This window comes from Hymenobacter volaticus (assembly GCF_022921055.1).
GTDB classification, from domain to species: domain Bacteria; phylum Bacteroidota; class Bacteroidia; order Cytophagales; family Hymenobacteraceae; genus Hymenobacter; species Hymenobacter volaticus.
Genome location: NZ_CP095061.1, coordinates 740806 through 757139, shown reverse-complemented (window position 1 = coordinate 757139; position 16334 = coordinate 740806). Strand labels below are relative to the sequence as shown.

Sequence of the window (16334 nt, the reverse complement as noted above, 5' to 3'; positions counted from 1 at the left end):
CAATACGCGAAGCCGGAGCTTCGTGGTATATGCCAACTCACCTTCATTCAGCTCTAAAATGACCAAGCGCCGTGTACTTCTAGGGATAATGGCGCTGCTGGTTTTGCTGGCGAGTGGGGTCTTTCTGATTGGCTGCTCCATCTCGGCCCCGCGCTATGAAGGCCCGGTGAGTGCGCATTTCGACGGCAAGCAATTCAAGAATGCGGGTGGCGTTCATGCCCAAGAAGGTCTTGGCCCGATGCTCAAGTGGCAGCTGCACCGCAACAAAGGAGACTTTCCCGAGCAGCCCAATCTACCGTACGGTCCAAAACCGCCCGCTCGGGTAGGGCGTGGTAAGCTCCGCGTGACGTTTATCAACCACGGCACGTTCTTACTTCAATTCGACAGCCTGAACGTGCTGACCGACCCCATTTGGAGCGAGCGAACCAGCCCCTTCCAATGGATTGGGCCCAAACGGCTGCGGCCACCGGGGCTGCGGTTCGAGGACTTACCCAAAATCGACGCCGTCCTCATCAGCCACAACCACTACGACCACCTCGACTTGAATACCTTGCGCCGCCTAGCTGCTCGCGACCAGCCGCGCATTTTTGCTGGCTTAGGCGTGCGCGCTTTCCTGGAAGAAGAACACATTGCGAATGCCACCGACCTAGATTGGTGGCAGCAGCAACCCTTGAGTTCTACGGTGCAGGTAGTTAGCGTCCCGGCACAGCACTTCTCGGGCCGTGGCCTCCGCGACCGGGACGCTACCCTCTGGACAGGCTTTGTGCTCCGCACCGCCGCCGGCCCGCTTTACTATGCCGGCGACACGGGTTACGGGCCGCATTTCAAAGAGATAGGGCAACGCGAGGGTCCAATCCGGTTGGCTATCCTGCCGATTGGGGCTTATCAGCCCGTTTGGTTTATGCAGCCCATTCATACGGCACCCTCAGAGGCCGTGCAAGCGCATATCGACTTGAAATCACCCCGCAGCATTGCCACTCACTTTGGTACTTTTCAACTAGCGGACGATGGCTTGACGGAGCCCGTAACCGACTTGCGAAAGGCTTTGCGCGCTGAGCAGATTCCTGACAGCACTTTTTTGGTGTTAAAAGAAGGTGTGGGATGGCAACTGCGCTAATCTTCTATACTGCTTGTTTTATCTAACGAAAGATTGATATCAGGCTCACTAGCGCCATACTGGAAAACTCCACATTTACCAACGACAATTTTATCGTTGAATAATCCTTAGGTTATCATAAATCGGTAAGTAATAATGGGATATTACTAAAATCCCGGAATTTTTTTCCGACTTTTGTATCGGAATTATCCGAATTACCTACTGTATGAAACAACGTTTACTCGTGCTTGCTCTGAGCGTACTTAGTGTTGCGAGCTGGGCGCAAGTTTTACCTAACCAAGGCCCTCCCAAGGCCATTGCTTCGCTGGCTGAAGTTACGCCAACGCCTAGGGTGAGTATATCACCGAATGGCGAATGGCGTCTTGTATTGGATGTGCAGGAAGTGGTATTTAGCCCTGACTTGTTGCAGACAGAGCTGCGGCTTGGCGGCTTACGCATCAACCCCCGGACGAACGGTCAGAGCCGGGTGAGTTATGCCACCAATTTGCGCCTCAAGCAACTACCTACTGGCAAAGAACTGCTAGTGCAAGGGCTGCCCGCGAATGCGCGAATTAGCGAAGTCACTTGGTCGCCAGACAATACCAAAATTGCCTTTACCCATACCACCAGCAACCATATCGAGTTGTGGATAGTCGACGTAGAGTCGGCTTCGGCCCGGATGGCGCCCAACATCTTTCTGAACGGTGTGTTCGGGTCATCGTATGAATGGGTATCGGACAGCAAAACGCTGCTGGTGCGCGCTATTGTGGGCGGCCGCGGCGAAGCGCCCGTGGCACCAGCTAAATCAGCCGCGCAACCTACCACACCAGCTAGCACGCAAGGCCAGCAGGGTTGGGTGAAGAATCCCACCGACGAACTGCTGTTCAACTATTATGCACTGTCGCAGGTGGTGAAGTTGAGCATTGATGGGCGCATGCAGCCAATGGGCTCGCCGGGTATCATTCAACAAGCTTCCCCTTCACCCAACGGCCAATTTGTTTTAATCAAAACGCGGCACCGCCCATTTTCCAATATGCTGCCTGTTAGCTTCTTCCCGCTACGGGTGGAAGTACTAAACATGGAAGGGCTGGTAGTAAAGGAGTTGGCAGAGTTACCCATCATCAACACCTTACCAGCTAGCCCAGACGCCGTGCCCGCTGGCCCACGCAACCACAACTGGCGGGAAGACGCTCCGGCTACCTTATACTGGGTGGAAGCGCAGGATGGCGGCAACCCCCAAACGGCTTCCGCTACTCGCGACAAACTCTTGGCCATGCCCGCGCCCTTCGACAGTAAACCGTTGGAAATAGCCGTTTTGCCGCTACGCTTTTCCAACATCTACTGGGGCACCGATAACTTGGCTATCGTGCAAGGTCAGCGCTGGGCCGACCATCACCAAACCACTTGGACGCTGGATTTGGCGACCAAAACCTCTCTCACCGTTCTTTTCGACCGCTCGACGGAGGATACCTACACCGATCCGGGTACCCCGTACGTCAAGCACAATGAGCTGGGTCGCCCGGTGCTAGCGACTAGCCCTAAGGGCGACATTGTGTACTTGTTTGGCAATGGCGCCTCCCCAGAAGGCGACCGTCCGTTTGTGGATGAACTGAATGTGCGCACTAAAAAGAGTGTACGCTGGTGGCGCTGTGAAGGGAATTACTACGAAGTGCCTGTTGCCATCTTGGATCCCAATAAGCATCAGTTGGTTACACGCCGTGAATCCGTAACAGAAACACCAAACTATTTCCTACGGGAAGCGCGCTCCGGCCGTCTTACGCCTATAACCACTTTCGCTAACCCTAACAATGGCTTAAGCAGCATCAAAAAACAGGTTATCCGGTACAAGCTCAAGCTATCTGATAGCGTGGAGTTGACGGCTAATATGTATTTGCCAGCGACCTACAAGAAGGAAGACGGGCCTCTGCCTACTTTGCTGGAAGCCTATCCGGTGCAACAAAAGGTAAAAGGCCAAGTGAAAGGCTCGCCTCATATGTTTTCGCGTTTAAGTTGGGGCTCACCCGTATTCTGGGTAACACAAGGGTACGCAGTGCTTCAGGGAGCGAGCATGCCTATGATGCGCGAAGGAATGCAGGAACCCGATGAAGCGTACACCAAGCAACTTGTGGCCTCAGCCAAAGCAGCTATTGATGAAGGACAGCGGCTCGGCATAGTTGACCCTAAGCGCGTAGCAGTTATCGGGCATAAGTATGGAGCAGGCATCACAGCTAATTTGCTGGCGCACTCTACCTTGTTTCGAGCAGGCATTATGCGCACCGACAACTACGACCATTTTCTGGCGCCATTCGGCTATCAGGGCGAAGACCTGCCTAGCAGCCAGGCTCCGACCCCCTATGCATACAAAACTATGTTGCCTTTCAATGCAGTTAGTGAAGTTAAAGCGCCCTTGTTGATCTTGAATGGCGACCTTGACATCCAAGGAAACACCAACTCCAATGAGTTAGAGCGGTTCTACAAATCGGTGAAAGACCAAGGAACCGTTGCGCAATATGCCACGCTACCAGTTGAGTCGCGGGGCTATGCAACCCGCGAGGCTGCGGCCTATATGTTCCGCGAAATTACGAGCTGGCTAGATACGCATATGGCAATTGCATCGGAAACTGCTACCCCTACCGATCCGGAAGCTACGGCGGCCCCTACCACTGATCAAGTCGAAACGGTAGCTAAGTAACTGCTACTGCTAGGTAATGTGTAACCCTGGACTCTTCGTTCAGGGTTATTTTTTGATATGTACTCTACCGACTTTAAAACAGAGTACAGTTGCTATGCCTCGTGCCTATAGCAATATTCCTCTTATTTTCTGCACAATTTTACGCCATTATTACAACCCGATTTCTTGTGACTGCGTTTTAAGCTTACAGTTCAGTTACAATCCTCTGTACTCAAAATTTGCCATCATGAAGACGTTCAAGATATATGTAGCGATGTTGTCGGCTGTGCTTATGCTCGGCAGTACAGTTGCCTCTTCTGAAGCCGCTGCACAAACCACCAAGAAAGGCTGGAGTAAGAAAGGAAAAGGGGCAGCTATTGGAGCCGGTACGGGTGCCGTGGCGGGAGCCGTTATTGCTGGTAAAGGCGACCGGGCAACCGGTGCCGTAGTAGGTGGCGCTGCCGGAGCAGTTGGGGGTGCCCTGATTGGCCGCAAAAAAGACAAGAAGAAGGACCCCGTGCGCTATCAGCAGTACTCCAAGAAAGACTAATAATCAGGCTAGAACAGCCGATTAAAAGCCCTGCACCATGAGGTGTAGGGCTTTTTGATTGTTGGATTGGGCAGTTGCTGAGGCGAATGTGCAACCTTGCCACCTGATTAGGTAGTATGTGCAGTATGCACTTATTCGTTTATACCACGCTCAACGACGACGCCCGCCGCTTGCTGCTTACGCAACTGCCAGCCGATACCGACACAACCTTTCGCCAGGACGTAGAGGAAGACAAGCAGGCAGCTGCTTTCAAGCAAGCCGACGTACTGCTCGGCAACCCACCCGTTGAATGGTTTACTGCCACCTCTCCACAGGCACTCCGCTTCTGGCAGATAGATTCAGCTGGTATTGATAGGTATAAACAGGTGCAGACGCAGGCCCAAGTAGCCAACGTAGGCGATTATTTTGCGTGGCCTTGCGCCGAGACGATGGTAGCAGGCATTTTGGGCTGGTATCGGCACATACCAGAACTGGCCGTGCTGCAATCAGAAAAAGATTGGGTGGGTGCGCCAATCCGCGAGCGGTTAGGACTGTTGCGCGGAAAGCGCGTCGTTGTTTTGGGCAGTGGCGCCATTGGCCAGGCAGTAGCCAAGCAACTGACCGGCTTTGATTGCGCCGTGCAGTTTTTGGCCCGCACCGATTCACAGGCGCAGTTGCACACCAAGGACGATCTGCTGGCTGTTTTACCGCACACTGACGTTGTAGTGAATTGCCTGCCCGGCAGCGCCGATAATTTTTTCTCAGCAGAGCTGATACAGGCTATGTGCCCGAGCAGCCTCTACGCCAGCGTCGGGCGCGGCAATACCACCGACGAGTCGGCTTTGATAGCCGCATTGCAAGCCGGCCGTATTGCCGGAGCGGTTCTCGATGTTACCAATCAGGAGCCGTTGCCCCTCGACAATCCGCTTTGGGAGCTACCCAACGTACTGCTTACACAACACAGTGGCGGTGGCCAACCTAACGAAGACGAGGGTAAAGTGGAAATTTTTATACGCAATCTGCGCCGCTTTGAGCAAGGCGAGACGCTGGAAAACCTTGTGGACTTAAGTAGGGGCTATTAGTGCTCGAGAAACAAGCAAGTAACTTGGCAAACAGTGCTGCCAAGCTGAATTAAGGCAACGCTAATACGCTATAGAGGTAACTTCTACTACCTCTTCTTTGGGCCCTAGGCGCAACGTAACAGTCTTTCCTAAGTGGATTCCAACTACGGCCCGCGCTATGGGTGCTATAAAGGCTACTTTGCCATCCGCCACCGATGCTTCGTCAACGCCTACAATGGTGAAGCGTCGCTCTTGGCCGGGTTTGCCACCGCTATGCGTATGCAATGTAACTGTGGCGCCAAATCGAACTTCGTCGGTAGGCTGCGTGGTGGGGTCTACTAGCTTAGCCGTAGCAATTCGTTGGTTGAGTGCTCCAAGCTGAGCATTTAGGACGGTGAGCTGCCGGGTACGGTCGGCTTCGTTTTCGCGGTTTGCTTCAACTTGGGTGCGTTGGGCTTCTAGAGTTGCCAGCTCCGCGCGTAGCTGCTCTAGGCCTTGCGGCGTTACGTAGTTGGGAGTGCCCGGTGGCAAGGCGGGCCGGGGCGGAATAATGGGGGCTTCTAACGAATCGTCTTCTTTGGTGAATGCTCGGCTCATGCTACTTGCTAACGCAGTGCCTCGCCGGAGGTTGTTGCTGTAGTTCAAAGGCTAAGTCCGACACAAATTCACCTATCAGTAATTTATCCAGGTCTTACCAACTCCTGCATCTGCCGGGCATTGCCGATAGCGGAGGCATCGATGTCGTTGTTGAAGTAGAGATACGCTTCTTGCACCTGTTGGGCTCCTTCGATCTGCGTGACTACCTGCCGCAAATAGTCCTCACTGTAGGGCGACTTGTAGAGCTCGGGCAACCCGTGAAAACGGTAGTAAAGCACGTTGGCATTGGCTACCACTTCATCGGGCAGTTGCGGATGACTTTGGCCGCAAAAAGCCACCCCGCGCCGGGCCAGTTCTTGGTACACGTGCCCTTCCCACCAGCTTGGGTGCCGAAACTCCAGCACGTTGCGAAATGCCGGATCGAGACTATCGAGAATGCGTTGCAACCGCTCGTCGGAATACGCCATGCGCGGCGGCAACTGAAACAGTACGGGGCCTAGCTTTTCAACTAAGCCTTCTTGCACCGTGCCGTAGAAATCGGCGAGCAGTTGGGCTGTGTCGTTAAACTGTTTGTAGTGGGTGATTAGGCGCGGCGCTTTCACCGAAAACTTGAAATCGGCGGGGCTGATTTGGTACCAGTTTTCCAGAAACGATAACTGCGGAAAGCGGTAAAACGTCACGTTCAGCTCTAGCGTGCGGAAATGCTGGCTGTAATACTCGAACCACAGGCGCTGCGGCAGTTTTTCAGGATAGAAAACGCCTTTCCAATGGCGGTAATGATAGCCAGAACAGCCAACGTGCCAAATGGGCATAGCGCAGAGGTAGGAGTGAACAAGAGAGAGTTGCGACGCTTGCGCAAGGAAACTTGCTTGAGATGCGCAGAATGCAGGACAGCGAATAATTCGAGCAACGATTACCGATACTCGCCCGCAACGCTACGGCTGGCAGTGTCGTGGCGGCCCGCTCTAATGAGCGACCAGCCACTGAGTAGCAGCAATAGCCCAAATCCGAGGAAAGCTAGATCCCAGGGCAGTTTGTTGGTGGCGTATTCTTGCACGTGGTGCAGCCCAAGTAGTTGGTGGTCAATTATGCCTTCTACCACATTGAAAAGCCCCCAGCCCAGCAACAACGCGCCCATAAACGTGCGCCCCGACCATGGCACGTCGTGCCGGTTTCCTACCGACCACAGCATCCGCAGACCAATGGCCGTCATGATCCAAACGGCCGCATGGAACACGCCGTCCCAGTACATGTTCACCTTGGCTGCTACCAGCGTATCGGGAGGCAACTGGTTGGATAGCATGTTATGCCACTGCAAGATCTGGTGCAGCACAATGCCGTCAACGAAGCCGCCAAGACCCGCCCCCATCAACACACCAGCGGAAATCAAGGGAGAACGGTGGAGTTGATTAGTCATGCAGGGGAGGTGAAATGAAACGGCGAGTCAGCGTATCGGCAAAGAACATTCCTACTCCTAGCAAGAGTAGCAAACCAACCGGCAGCAAGATTAGGAGAAGATTGTGGCCGTAATCAGGGGCGTGAATGGTGGCTTGCACGCGCGGCCGGCACACCCGACAGGCCAAGGCCGGTGTAGTCAGCCAGCACAGCAGCCAACTGGCTAGCACGGCCGCAAGGCGTGGTGCACTTATTTTGGGAATGGTCATGTCCTTGGCACCTACGCAGTGCTAGGGGCATGGGGTTATAGTCGAGTTAGTTGGTTTCCTTGTTCGGCTATGTGCTTTCGCGCGGGAGAAGCCTAAGGCTAATTCAGTGCGTTTTGCAACCTAGCCCCGTTGGGCAAGTACACAGAGTTGTAACGCGCTTCTTGTAGGGCACTTAAACCTAGCCTCGCTATATGGCTCATATCGTCACGCTCACCCTGAATCCAACAGTGGATAAAAGCACCTCGGTTGACAAGATTGTGCCAGAGCATAAGCTCCGGTGTGCCGCGCCCAAATTCGAGCCGGGTGGCGGCGGCATCAACGTATCGAGGGCGCTCAAACGCCTGGGCACCGAATCATTGGCCATCTTCCCGTCGAGCGGACCAGCCGGTACGCTGTTGCAGCACTTGCTCACGCAGGAAGGTATTGCGCAGCAACCTATCACCACCATCAACTGGACCCGCGAGAACTTCATCGTTGTCGATAGCTCCACCAATCAGCAGTACCGCTTTGGCATGCCGGGCCGCGAAATCTCCACCGACGAGCAGCACGTAATTCTAGAAACCCTACAAGCGCTTGATCCGGCGCCCGAGTACCTGGTAATCAGTGGCAGCCTGCCGCCCGGCATTGCGCCCGATTTTCTGGCCGACGTCGTGCGGCAAGCTCATGCCGTTGGCACCAAAGTGATAGTCGATACGTCGGGGCCGGCCTTGGAACGGGTGCTTGATGAAGGCGTATTTCTAATCAAGCCCAATGTAGGCGAGCTAAGCCGCATGGCGGGCGTAGACGAGCTCGACAGCCGGGCCGTAGGGGAAGCTGCCAAAACCATCATCAGAGAAGGCAAATGCCAGATTATCGTGGTGTCGTTGGGGCCGATGGGCGCCTGCATCGTCACCGACGACCTGATAGACCACGTGCCAGCGCCCGCCGTGAAAAAGCGCAGCACCGTAGGCGCCGGCGACAGTATGGTAGCTGGCATGCTGTGCGCCCTAGCCAATGGCAAATCGATACGGGAAGTGGTGCGTATGGGCGTGGCCTGCGGCACGGCAGCCACCATGAACCCGGGTACCGAGCTTTTCAAAAAAGAAGACGCCGAGCGCCTCTACAACTGGCTACTCGAAACCATGCCCGAGGCAAAGGCAGTGAGCTAGGCCCTGATTATTACAAATTTGAATCAGTAAGTGGCAAAAACCGCAGAACGTCATGCTGAGCGCAGCCGAAGTATCTCGCCTACTGACGCAGAAGTAGTAATCTGACATCAGCACGCGAGATGCTTCGGCTGCGCTCAGCATGACGTTCTAAAAATTCTTTCTAAGAACTTATTTCCTAGATAAATAATTATTATTCAACTTGTTACCTGTTATTTACCACTTAGCCGCTACAGCGGTGGCGGTAAAGTCGGAGAAGGCGCCGTCGAGGCCTAAGTTGTAAAACTTCTTGTACTCCGCTTTCGGGTCGTTGTTGTAAGCTGGCAACAGGTGTTGCGCTTCGTCGCGGAAGGTATAGGCGTGCACGAAAAGGCCGCGCTGGTGGGCCCGCTCGATGAGCGTGGTAGCCGGCAGAATAGCTTTGGTGGTGGAGTTATAGGGTTGGATGAACGGCTTCCAGGGGCCAATGCCGTTGGCATATGTCTTCACAAAGTCCAGACCGGCGTCGGTGGCTAAGTCGTTGTACGTGCGCTTGTCACCAGAAACCACGAAATCGTAAGGCTGGCCATTGGGTGCCTGCATCACCAGGTTGCCGTTTTCGTCTACATCGTACGCATCATAAAGCTGCACTAGCTTCACCGTGGACTTGTATTGGTCGCGGATGGCGCGCAGGTTGCTTACCTCAAACGACTGCACAAATACGGGCGCTTCTTTGCTGTTCCAGCCAGCGGCGGTAAGCGCGTCCATCAGCTTTTTGGTCAGGGGCAGCCCTTGGCTTTCGTGGAAGGTGGGGTGCTTGGTTTCGGGGTAGATGCCGATGGTCCGGCCCGTAATAGCGGACTGCGCTTTCGCCAAATCAATTACTTCCTGAAACGTCGGAATCGAGTAGCGGCCGTTGAACTCCTGCGAGCGGTACGGCATTGCCTGTTTGGCCCGTAGCGTTTTGATTTCGGCCAGGGTGAAGTCGCTGGCAAACCAATCGTTGACGGGCACGCCGTCCAGCATTTTGGTGGTTTTGCGGCTCGCAAATTGGGGCAGGTCCGCTACGTTGGTAGTGCCCGATAGAAACGGCTCGTGCCGGCAAACCAACACTTGGTCTTTGGTGAGCACCAAATCCTGTTCGATGAAATCGGCGCCTTGCGCAATGGCTAAGGTATACGCTTCCAGCGTGTGCTCGGGCAAGAGGCCAGAAGCCCCGCGGTGCGCAATAACTAGAGGCTCGCGGCCGTCGAGGGTATTGTAGCGGGTAGTATTATTATCGTCGTCTTGGCAGGCGCTAAGTCCTAGCATACACGCGGCGGAAAGGAGTAGTAGAATGTTTTTCATGGCTAGTTGGACAGTTCAATGCAAAAATTGAATTCCAACATCACCTCTTGATTAAGGCTAGATTACGAAATCACTCCCACTTCCTTGTGCTAGTACAGAAGTGGCTATAAGTGCTATATACTCATCGACGCCGCAGGATATACCAGCGTTGTTGCGTATCATGGCCTCCGGTCTAAGGGGACAACGCGTTTTTTGAGTGCTTTCAAAAGGTATTAGGGGTTTGATTGCAACCCCTAATCATTGATAATACCGATTAGAAGCAGCCTTATCCTTTTAAACCAGACTTTAGCTTACTGTATTCGCTTTCCAACTCCACTGCGTGACCGAACAAGACGTAACCCGCCTCCTGGCCAAGCTGCCACCGCTACGCGAAGAAATTGCCAAAGTAATTGTTGGGCAGCACGAGGTGTTAGACGAGGTGCTCGTCGCCTTATTAGCCGGGGCCATGCGCTCCTTGAAGGCGTGCCGGGCCTAGCCAAAACCCTGCTCGTGCGCACCTTGGCTTCCGCCACTGACTTGCCTTTCCGCCGCATTCAGTTCACGCCCGACCTGATGCCGACCGACATCCTCGGCACGGAAATTTTGGAGGAAGACCACGGCACCGGCCATCGGTCCTTCAAGTTCAACGAAGGTCCCATCTTCGCAAGCTTGGTCTTGGCCGACGAAATCAACCGGACGCCGCCCAAAACGCAGGCGGCCCTGCTCGAAGCTATGCAGGAAGGCCACGTAACCTACGCTGGCCAAGAACACGCGTTGCCCAAGCCGTTTTTCCTGCTGGCCACCCAAAACCCCATCGAGCAATCGGGTACGTACCCGCTCCCCGAAGCCCAGCTCGACCGTTTTCTACTATACATCCGCATCGGCTACCCCACCGAGCAAGAGGAACTGGCAGTACTCAGCGGCACTACCGGCACGGCACGGCCCGAAGTACGCCCCGTGCTAAGCGGCGCCGATGTGCGGCAATTGCAGCAACTGGTTCGGCAAGTGAGTTTAAGCAACGAGCTGTTGGGTTTCGTTAACCGTTTGGTTCGGGCCACGCGCCCGGCTACATCCGAGGTGAAATTTATTCGGGACTACGGGCGTTGGGGTGCCGGGCCGCGCGCCGGTCAGGCCCTGATTTTGTGCGCCAAAGCCCGCGCCTTGCTCCAAGGCCGCTTTGCTGCCACGCTCGAGGACATCCGCGCCTTGGCCCCGGCCGTTTTGCGCCACCGGGTGCTGCTCAACTTCAACGCCGAAGCCGAGAACCTAACGGCCGATGATGCTGTGCGGGAGCTGCTGAAAGGAGTTGCGGTATAGCGTTACGTCTCACGTTAAACGAAAAACGAATACGCGTAAACCCTTACTGCCAAGCAAAAACGAGCAACGAAAACCAACCCTATGCTGACGCCTGAAATACTCCATGCGCTGCACAACCTGCCGCTAGCTGCCAAACAGGCGGCGGAAGGATTTCTGCACGGCCAGCACCAAAGCCGTCGGCACGGCACGGGCATGGAATTCAGTCAGTACCGCCCCTACCAGCCCGGCGACGATCTGCGCCGCCTCGACTGGCGCTTAGCTGCCCGCTCCGACCGATACTACCTGCGCGAGTCGGAGGTGGATACCAGCCTGACGGTGCATCTGCTGCTGGATGCCACGGCCAGCATGAACCACCGCGACGACAACGGCCTGCGCAAGCTCGATTATGCGCGCCTGTTGCTGGCGGCTCTCGCCTACATAGCCACTCAGCAAGGCGACGCCGTTGGGCTCACCATTCTGCATCCGGCGGGCTTGCAGCACCTACCGCCCCGTGCCGATGCCCGCCAACTGGCCCGCCTCTACCACGCCCTCGAAACCACCGAGGCTACCGGTACTTTCCCCGATGCTGGCACGCTGGCCCCGCTTACGGCCCGCCGCCAACGTGCGCTTACCGTGTGCGTGAGTGATTTGTACGAGCAAGACTCTGAAATCGAAAGTTTGCTGAAGCGCCTGCGCACCACTTCCGGAGAGGTGCTGCTGCTGCATGTGCTGGCCCGCAACGAGTTGGAATTCACCTTTCGCGGAGCCATTACGTTCGAGGATTTGGAAACCGGGCAGCGCCTACAGCTCGACGCCGACCAACAACGCACCACGTGGCAGCAGCAGCTCCAAGCCTGGCTGGAAACCACTGCTCAGCAAGCTCGTCGCCGCGGCTTCGACTACCACCAGCTAAGCACGGCCGACCCGCTCGACCGCGCTATGCGCGAGTTTATGCGCAGAAGAATGCTCTTATCCTGATTGCCGCCTCCTTCCTACCCCAACAACCAATTCACTTTCTCTACCCAGCTGCTTTGGCTTCGTTTACCTCCTATAGCCTCCACGATGCAATGGCCGGGCTGCTGGCCCTGTTAGCGTTGGCAGTACCACTCGCTATTCACCTCTGGAATCACCGTCCGGGCCGGACGGTGCAGGTAGGGAGTGTGCGTTGGCTGGCAGCGGCAGCCAATCGGCGGCTCCGCAATCTGCGCCTCGAACAGGTGTGGCTGCTGCTGCTGCGTGCCGCGGTAGTGGTGTTGCTGGCGCTGGCCGTGGCGCAGCCGGTTTGGCTACGCAGCTTGCCGCAGCAGCCTGTGCGTGGCCACGTGCTGCTTTCGCCCGAGGTATTGCGCCCCGAGGTACTGCCCGCTTTGCGCCCCGGCATCGATTCTTTGCGCCAGCGTGGGTTTGCGCTGCGGCTGTTTGCGCCTGGCTTCCGAGCTATTTCCCCGCAAGCCTGGACTAGCCCCGATTCGTTGGTGAAGCTGTCGGCGGCGCCGGGCGCCACGGCACTGGCGGCTGGCGCGCCCTCATTATCGGGTTCGGCTACGTTGCCCGATGACTATTGGGCCCGGGCGCAGCAAGTTACCGATTCTTTCCCCGACCAGCCGTTGCGCGTCGTATCAGGAGCGACGCGCAAGCACTTTACCGGCCCGCGCCCCGTTCTGCCAGCACGGCTGACATGGCAAACGGTACCCCTTCCCGACTCGGCGGTGTGGCTAGCCGAAGCGGCCGTGGCAAAACCTGGCATGCTACGCTTAGTGGTCGGCCGCAGCACGGAAGATGCTACCACGTTTCGGGTGGTACAGCAACCAGTACCTCGCGCGGCAGCGCCTCTGAGAGTATCCGGCTTGCCAGAACTACATTACCAACCCGCACAAGCCGACCATTCCGCCACCATCGAGCAACCCAACCGCCCACCGGTGCCCGTAGCCGCTAATCCGTTGCGCGTAGTGCTCTACACCGATGCAGCGCATACCGAGTCGGCGCGCTACGTGCGGGCGGCTCTGGAAGCCGCCGCTCTTGGCTTGGCACAGCGCCTAGAAATAACTCCTGGCTCACCTACAGCGGCCTTCGCGGAAGCTACCGCGCCCGATTGGCTTTTCTGGCTGAGTGACAAGCCCGCCCCAGCAAGCTGGCAGACGCAGGTTGAGCGGGGGCCCAGCTCTGGCAAGAAGCTGCCGGCACTGGCAAGAAGGTTGAAACCGAGCTGAACCTAACCGGCCTAGCTACAGCTCCCCCCGTCGCCATCAGCCGCCTCGATACCACATTTAAAGCTAGTGTCACCACCCTAGTGGTGTGGCAAGACGGCACCGGCCGGCCGGTGCTTACCCACCAAACGCAAGGCGCGGGAGGTAGCTACCAGCTAGCCACCCGGCTGCAACCCACCTGGAGCGGCCTCCCCGACAGCCCCGCGCTGCCCGAGCTATTCTTGCAACTGTTGCGCCCCACTGCCCTACCCGATTCATACGCCGCTTCCGATGATCTGCGGCAGGTAGATGCCCGCCAGCTTTCCACATCGGTTGCCTCGACTTCGGGAACTACTGCCTCCCAACAACCATCCGCCCCCAATCCAACGCCCACAGAGAACTTGGTGCTTGAAAGCACTGATTTGCGGCCGTGGGCAGTGCTAGTGGCCCTGGTATTATTTGCAGTAGAGCGTTGGCTGGCGGCGCGGCGCACCTCGGTTACTTCCCCGTCTTCCCTATGAGTGTTGTTGCTACATCTTCCGCCCCTGGCCGCGAAATGCTGCTTGACATCAGTCAGCGTGAGGCCAACCGGCGCACTGTCGCGCTGCTGCTGCCCTTAGCCGCCGCCATACTCGCCCTTGGTGCTTGGGCTCGGCACTGGTCAGCGGGTCCGCTCGTTTTCGGCGGTGGGCTAGCGGTATTATTGCTCGGTGCGGGCTTCTGGCTGTATAAGGTGCGGCAGCCCCGGCTGCTGTCATTGGTGCAGCGCCTCGACCGGCTGCATGCCGAGCTCGAAGACAGCACTGGCCTCTTGCTGCGCGATGAACACCAAACCTCGTTCAATCTGCTAGAGCAGTTGCAGCAGCAGCGCATTGGAGCTAGGTTGGCCGCTCTTCAAGCGGAAACACCCTATTTACTACCTTTCTCGTGGCGGCCCACAGTGCTAGTTACCGCCGTTTTGCTGTTGCTGCTAGCGGCTGGTATGTGGTGGCATCGGCCTGCTGCTGCAGAGGCGCAAGCGTCGCTACCCGTGCATTTTCCGGCCGCCGAAAAACCCGCTCGGCCGGGGCAAGCGGTGGCGGCTAAACTGCTGGATACCCGCCTGCTTGTGCAACCACCTACCTACACCCGCCGCGCCAGCTTCGCTCCCACCAATCTTTCCTTTAGCTGCCCTACCGGCTCGCGGGTACGCTGGACGGTGCGAGTGAACCGAGCCACCGGAACTGCGCCCGTGCTAGAGTTAGGCTCCAAGCGAATCAGTTTTCGGAGTATAGCCAACCGGCCTACTGAATTTGTGGCCGAAGTACCGGTGACGGTTTCAACGCTATACCGCTTACGCTTCGCCGGACAAGTTTCCGATGATTACGCCCTCGATGTGGTGCCCGACCAGGCTCCTAGCCTCAAAATTCAAACGCCCAAACCATATACTCTCATCGAGTTCGGCCAAAGCTCGACGGTGCCTGTGCGCATAGATGTGCGCGACGATTACGGCCTCAGCGAAGCGCAGCTAGTAGCCACAGTAGCGCAAGGTCAAGGCGAAGCCGTGAAGTTCAAGGAAGTAGTCACCAACCTCAGCGGCCAACTGCGCGGCCAGCCCCGCCAAGCAACGCTTGCCACCAGTTTGCGTCTACCCGCCCTCGGCCTGACCTACGGCGACGAGGTGTATTTCTACGTCCGGGCCCGCGACAATGCCCGTCATCTCACCCGCTCCGACACCTACTTGGTGCAGTGGGAAGACACGACCGTGCAGGACGGCCTTACCGATATGTCGATGAGTGTGAACGTGGTGCCAGCTTACTTCCGCAGTCAGCGCCAAATCATTATTGACACTGAAAAGTTGATGGCCGAGCGCCCTAGTCTGCCCACCGCTACGTTTGCCGAGCGCGCCAACAACCTAGGCTTCGACCAGAAGATGTTACGGTTGCGCTACGGCAAGTTTTTGGGGGAAGAGTCGGAAAGCGGGTCGGCCCCTCAACCGCCCGCAAGCGCCGATACTAGCCACGAAGAACACGCCGGTGAGAAAGGCACAGAAGCTGGCCACAGCGCCGATGACGGCCATGACCACGCCGCCGAATCACCAGCCGGCGGCGAAGCCGCCAACAGTACTACCGCACTAATGGAGCCCTACATGCACCGCCATGACGACGCCGAAACCGCCGATTTTCTGGAACCGGCCGTGAAGGCCAAGCTCCGCAGCGTCCTGAACCAGATGTGGGAAGCGGAATTGCGCCTGCGCCTGGCCAAGCCCGCGGAGGCTCGTCCTTATGAATACCGGGCATTACGCTTACTCAAGCAGGTGCAGCAGCAAACCCGCGCCTACGTCCGCAAGTCAGGCTTCGAGCCACCCGTGCTGCCCGAAGCCACCGCCCGCCTTTCCGGCGACTTGGCCGGGGCCGCCACACCGCGCCTGCAACAACAAACTACCCGCCCGGCTACGCAGCCCGAAATTCGGGAAGCGCTACGCTTGCTGGCGGCCTTACGCGCCGGCCAAGCCCCGCGCCCTGCCGATGCGGTGGTTCTGGAACGCGCGGGTCAAGCCGTAGCACAAGCAGCCCTGCAACACCCCGGTGCGTATTTGACCGCCGTACGCGCCCTACGCCAGTTGTCCGCCAATGCCCGTGCCAGCCGCGCAGCCTGTGTTACATGCTTCACGCCCGCCGAATCGGCCCTCACGGCTCTGCTTCCAATGCCTCCAGCAACTCCTATTCGCACGAGCAGTGGTAGTCGCTTAAGTCAGCGCTATTTCCAAAATCTGAACTCTCGCTAGCAACCTATCCTGACGAC

The 16334-nt window shown here is 56.9% G+C and carries 14 protein-coding genes and 1 pseudogene; 10 read left to right on the top strand and 5 right to left on the bottom strand.

Annotated elements, in window-relative coordinates:
- Nucleotides 1-58 precede the first annotated feature (58 nt).
- From MUN86_RS03355 to MUN86_RS03340, 4 genes are all read left to right on the top strand, one after another.
- Complete coding sequence (locus tag MUN86_RS03355) at nucleotides 59-1117, top strand: MBL fold metallo-hydrolase (protein WP_245121723.1); 1059 nt, start codon at nucleotides 59-61, stop codon at nucleotides 1115-1117.
- Between the two features lie 205 nt (nucleotides 1118-1322).
- Complete coding sequence (locus MUN86_RS03350; protein WP_245121720.1) at nucleotides 1323-3788, top strand: S9 family peptidase; 2466 nt, start codon at nucleotides 1323-1325, stop codon at nucleotides 3786-3788.
- A 226-nt stretch (nucleotides 3789-4014) separates the two neighbouring features.
- Complete coding sequence (locus MUN86_RS03345; RefSeq protein ID WP_245121717.1) at nucleotides 4015-4317, top strand: YMGG-like glycine zipper-containing protein; 303 nt, start codon at nucleotides 4015-4017, stop codon at nucleotides 4315-4317.
- A gap of 125 nt (nucleotides 4318-4442) precedes the next feature.
- Nucleotides 4443-5378 carry a D-2-hydroxyacid dehydrogenase gene (locus tag MUN86_RS03340; RefSeq protein WP_245121714.1) on the top strand — a complete coding sequence of 312 codons (936 nt, stop codon included), beginning with the start codon at nucleotides 4443-4445 and terminating at the stop codon, nucleotides 5376-5378.
- Between the two features lie 60 nt (nucleotides 5379-5438).
- Here the strand turns inward: MUN86_RS03340 and MUN86_RS03335 are convergent, their stop codons facing one another.
- The 4 genes from MUN86_RS03335 to MUN86_RS03320 all read right to left on the bottom strand — a co-directional run bounded on the left by MUN86_RS03335 (nucleotide 5439) and on the right by MUN86_RS03320 (nucleotide 7618).
- Nucleotides 5439-5954: a GreA/GreB family elongation factor gene (locus tag MUN86_RS03335; RefSeq protein ID WP_245121711.1), complete on the bottom strand. Its 516-nt coding sequence runs from the start codon at nucleotides 5952-5954 to the stop codon at nucleotides 5439-5441.
- A gap of 83 nt (nucleotides 5955-6037) precedes the next feature.
- Nucleotides 6038-6766, bottom strand: a complete 729-nt coding sequence (locus MUN86_RS03330; protein ID WP_245121708.1) for a DUF72 domain-containing protein — start codon at nucleotides 6764-6766, stop codon at nucleotides 6038-6040.
- Between the two features lie 101 nt (nucleotides 6767-6867).
- Entirely contained in the window at nucleotides 6868-7371 is a 504-nt protein-coding gene (locus MUN86_RS03325) for a DUF2243 domain-containing protein (protein WP_245121706.1), read from the bottom strand.
- Nucleotides 7364-7618, bottom strand: coding sequence for a hypothetical protein (locus MUN86_RS03320; protein ID WP_245121704.1), 255 nt, complete (start codon nucleotides 7616-7618; stop codon nucleotides 7364-7366). Before MUN86_RS03320 ends, MUN86_RS03325 begins: the two co-directional genes overlap by 8 nt.
- 191 nt (nucleotides 7619-7809) lie before the next feature.
- On the opposite strand from MUN86_RS03320, the gene MUN86_RS03315 reads away from it, so the two are divergent.
- Entirely contained in the window at nucleotides 7810-8766 is a 957-nt protein-coding gene (locus tag MUN86_RS03315) for a 1-phosphofructokinase family hexose kinase (RefSeq protein ID WP_245121701.1), read from the top strand.
- A gap of 213 nt (nucleotides 8767-8979) precedes the next feature.
- On the opposite strand, the gene MUN86_RS03310 is transcribed toward MUN86_RS03315, so the two are convergent.
- Nucleotides 8980-10089, bottom strand: a complete 1110-nt coding sequence (locus MUN86_RS03310; RefSeq protein WP_245121699.1) for a glycerophosphodiester phosphodiesterase — start codon at nucleotides 10087-10089, stop codon at nucleotides 8980-8982.
- A gap of 319 nt (nucleotides 10090-10408) precedes the next feature.
- On the opposite strand from MUN86_RS03310, the pseudogene MUN86_RS03305 reads away from it, so the two are divergent.
- The 5 genes and pseudogenes from MUN86_RS03305 (at nucleotide 10409) to MUN86_RS03285 (ending at nucleotide 16317) form a co-directional block, all read left to right on the top strand.
- A pseudogene (locus tag MUN86_RS03305) lies at nucleotides 10409-11385 on the top strand (AAA family ATPase).
- 81 nt (nucleotides 11386-11466) lie between these two features.
- Nucleotides 11467-12342, top strand: coding sequence for a DUF58 domain-containing protein (locus MUN86_RS03300; protein ID WP_245121696.1), 876 nt, complete (start codon nucleotides 11467-11469; stop codon nucleotides 12340-12342).
- A 53-nt stretch (nucleotides 12343-12395) separates the two neighbouring features.
- Nucleotides 12396-13574: a BatA domain-containing protein gene (locus MUN86_RS03295; protein ID WP_245121694.1), complete on the top strand. Its 1179-nt coding sequence runs from the start codon at nucleotides 12396-12398 to the stop codon at nucleotides 13572-13574.
- A gap of 80 nt (nucleotides 13575-13654) precedes the next feature.
- A complete protein-coding gene (locus MUN86_RS03290; protein ID WP_245121692.1) occupies nucleotides 13655-14071 on the top strand; it encodes a hypothetical protein in 417 nt (138 codons plus the stop codon).
- Nucleotides 14068-16317 (top strand): DUF4175 domain-containing protein, encoded by a 2250-nt coding sequence (locus tag MUN86_RS03285; protein WP_245121689.1) that lies wholly within the window; start codon nucleotides 14068-14070, stop codon nucleotides 16315-16317. Before MUN86_RS03290 ends, MUN86_RS03285 begins: the two co-directional genes overlap by 4 nt.
- Nucleotides 16318-16334 lie beyond the last annotated feature (17 nt).

Excerpts from the sequence above, each read along its gene's own strand:
- MUN86_RS03355 (WP_245121723.1), top strand. The coding sequence starts at position 59 with ATGACCAAGCGCCGTGTACTTCTAGGGATAATGGCGCTGCTGGTTTTG.
- MUN86_RS03350 (WP_245121720.1), top strand. The coding sequence starts at position 1,323 with ATGAAACAACGTTTACTCGTGCTTGCTCTGAGCGTACTTAGTGTTGCG.
- MUN86_RS03345 (WP_245121717.1), top strand. The coding sequence starts at position 4,015 with ATGAAGACGTTCAAGATATATGTAGCGATGTTGTCGGCTGTGCTTATG.
- MUN86_RS03340 (WP_245121714.1), top strand. The coding sequence starts at position 4,443 with ATGCACTTATTCGTTTATACCACGCTCAACGACGACGCCCGCCGCTTG.
- MUN86_RS03335 (WP_245121711.1), bottom strand. The coding sequence starts at position 5,954 with ATGAGCCGAGCATTCACCAAAGAAGACGATTCGTTAGAAGCCCCCATT.
- MUN86_RS03330 (WP_245121708.1), bottom strand. The coding sequence starts at position 6,766 with ATGCCCATTTGGCACGTTGGCTGTTCTGGCTATCATTACCGCCATTGG.
- MUN86_RS03325 (WP_245121706.1), bottom strand. The coding sequence starts at position 7,371 with ATGACTAATCAACTCCACCGTTCTCCCTTGATTTCCGCTGGTGTGTTG.
- MUN86_RS03320 (WP_245121704.1), bottom strand. The coding sequence starts at position 7,618 with ATGACCATTCCCAAAATAAGTGCACCACGCCTTGCGGCCGTGCTAGCC.
- MUN86_RS03315 (WP_245121701.1), top strand. The coding sequence starts at position 7,810 with ATGGCTCATATCGTCACGCTCACCCTGAATCCAACAGTGGATAAAAGC.
- MUN86_RS03310 (WP_245121699.1), bottom strand. The coding sequence starts at position 10,089 with ATGAAAAACATTCTACTACTCCTTTCCGCCGCGTGTATGCTAGGACTT.
- MUN86_RS03300 (WP_245121696.1), top strand. The coding sequence starts at position 11,467 with ATGCTGACGCCTGAAATACTCCATGCGCTGCACAACCTGCCGCTAGCT.
- MUN86_RS03285 (WP_245121689.1), top strand. The coding sequence starts at position 14,068 with ATGAGTGTTGTTGCTACATCTTCCGCCCCTGGCCGCGAAATGCTGCTT.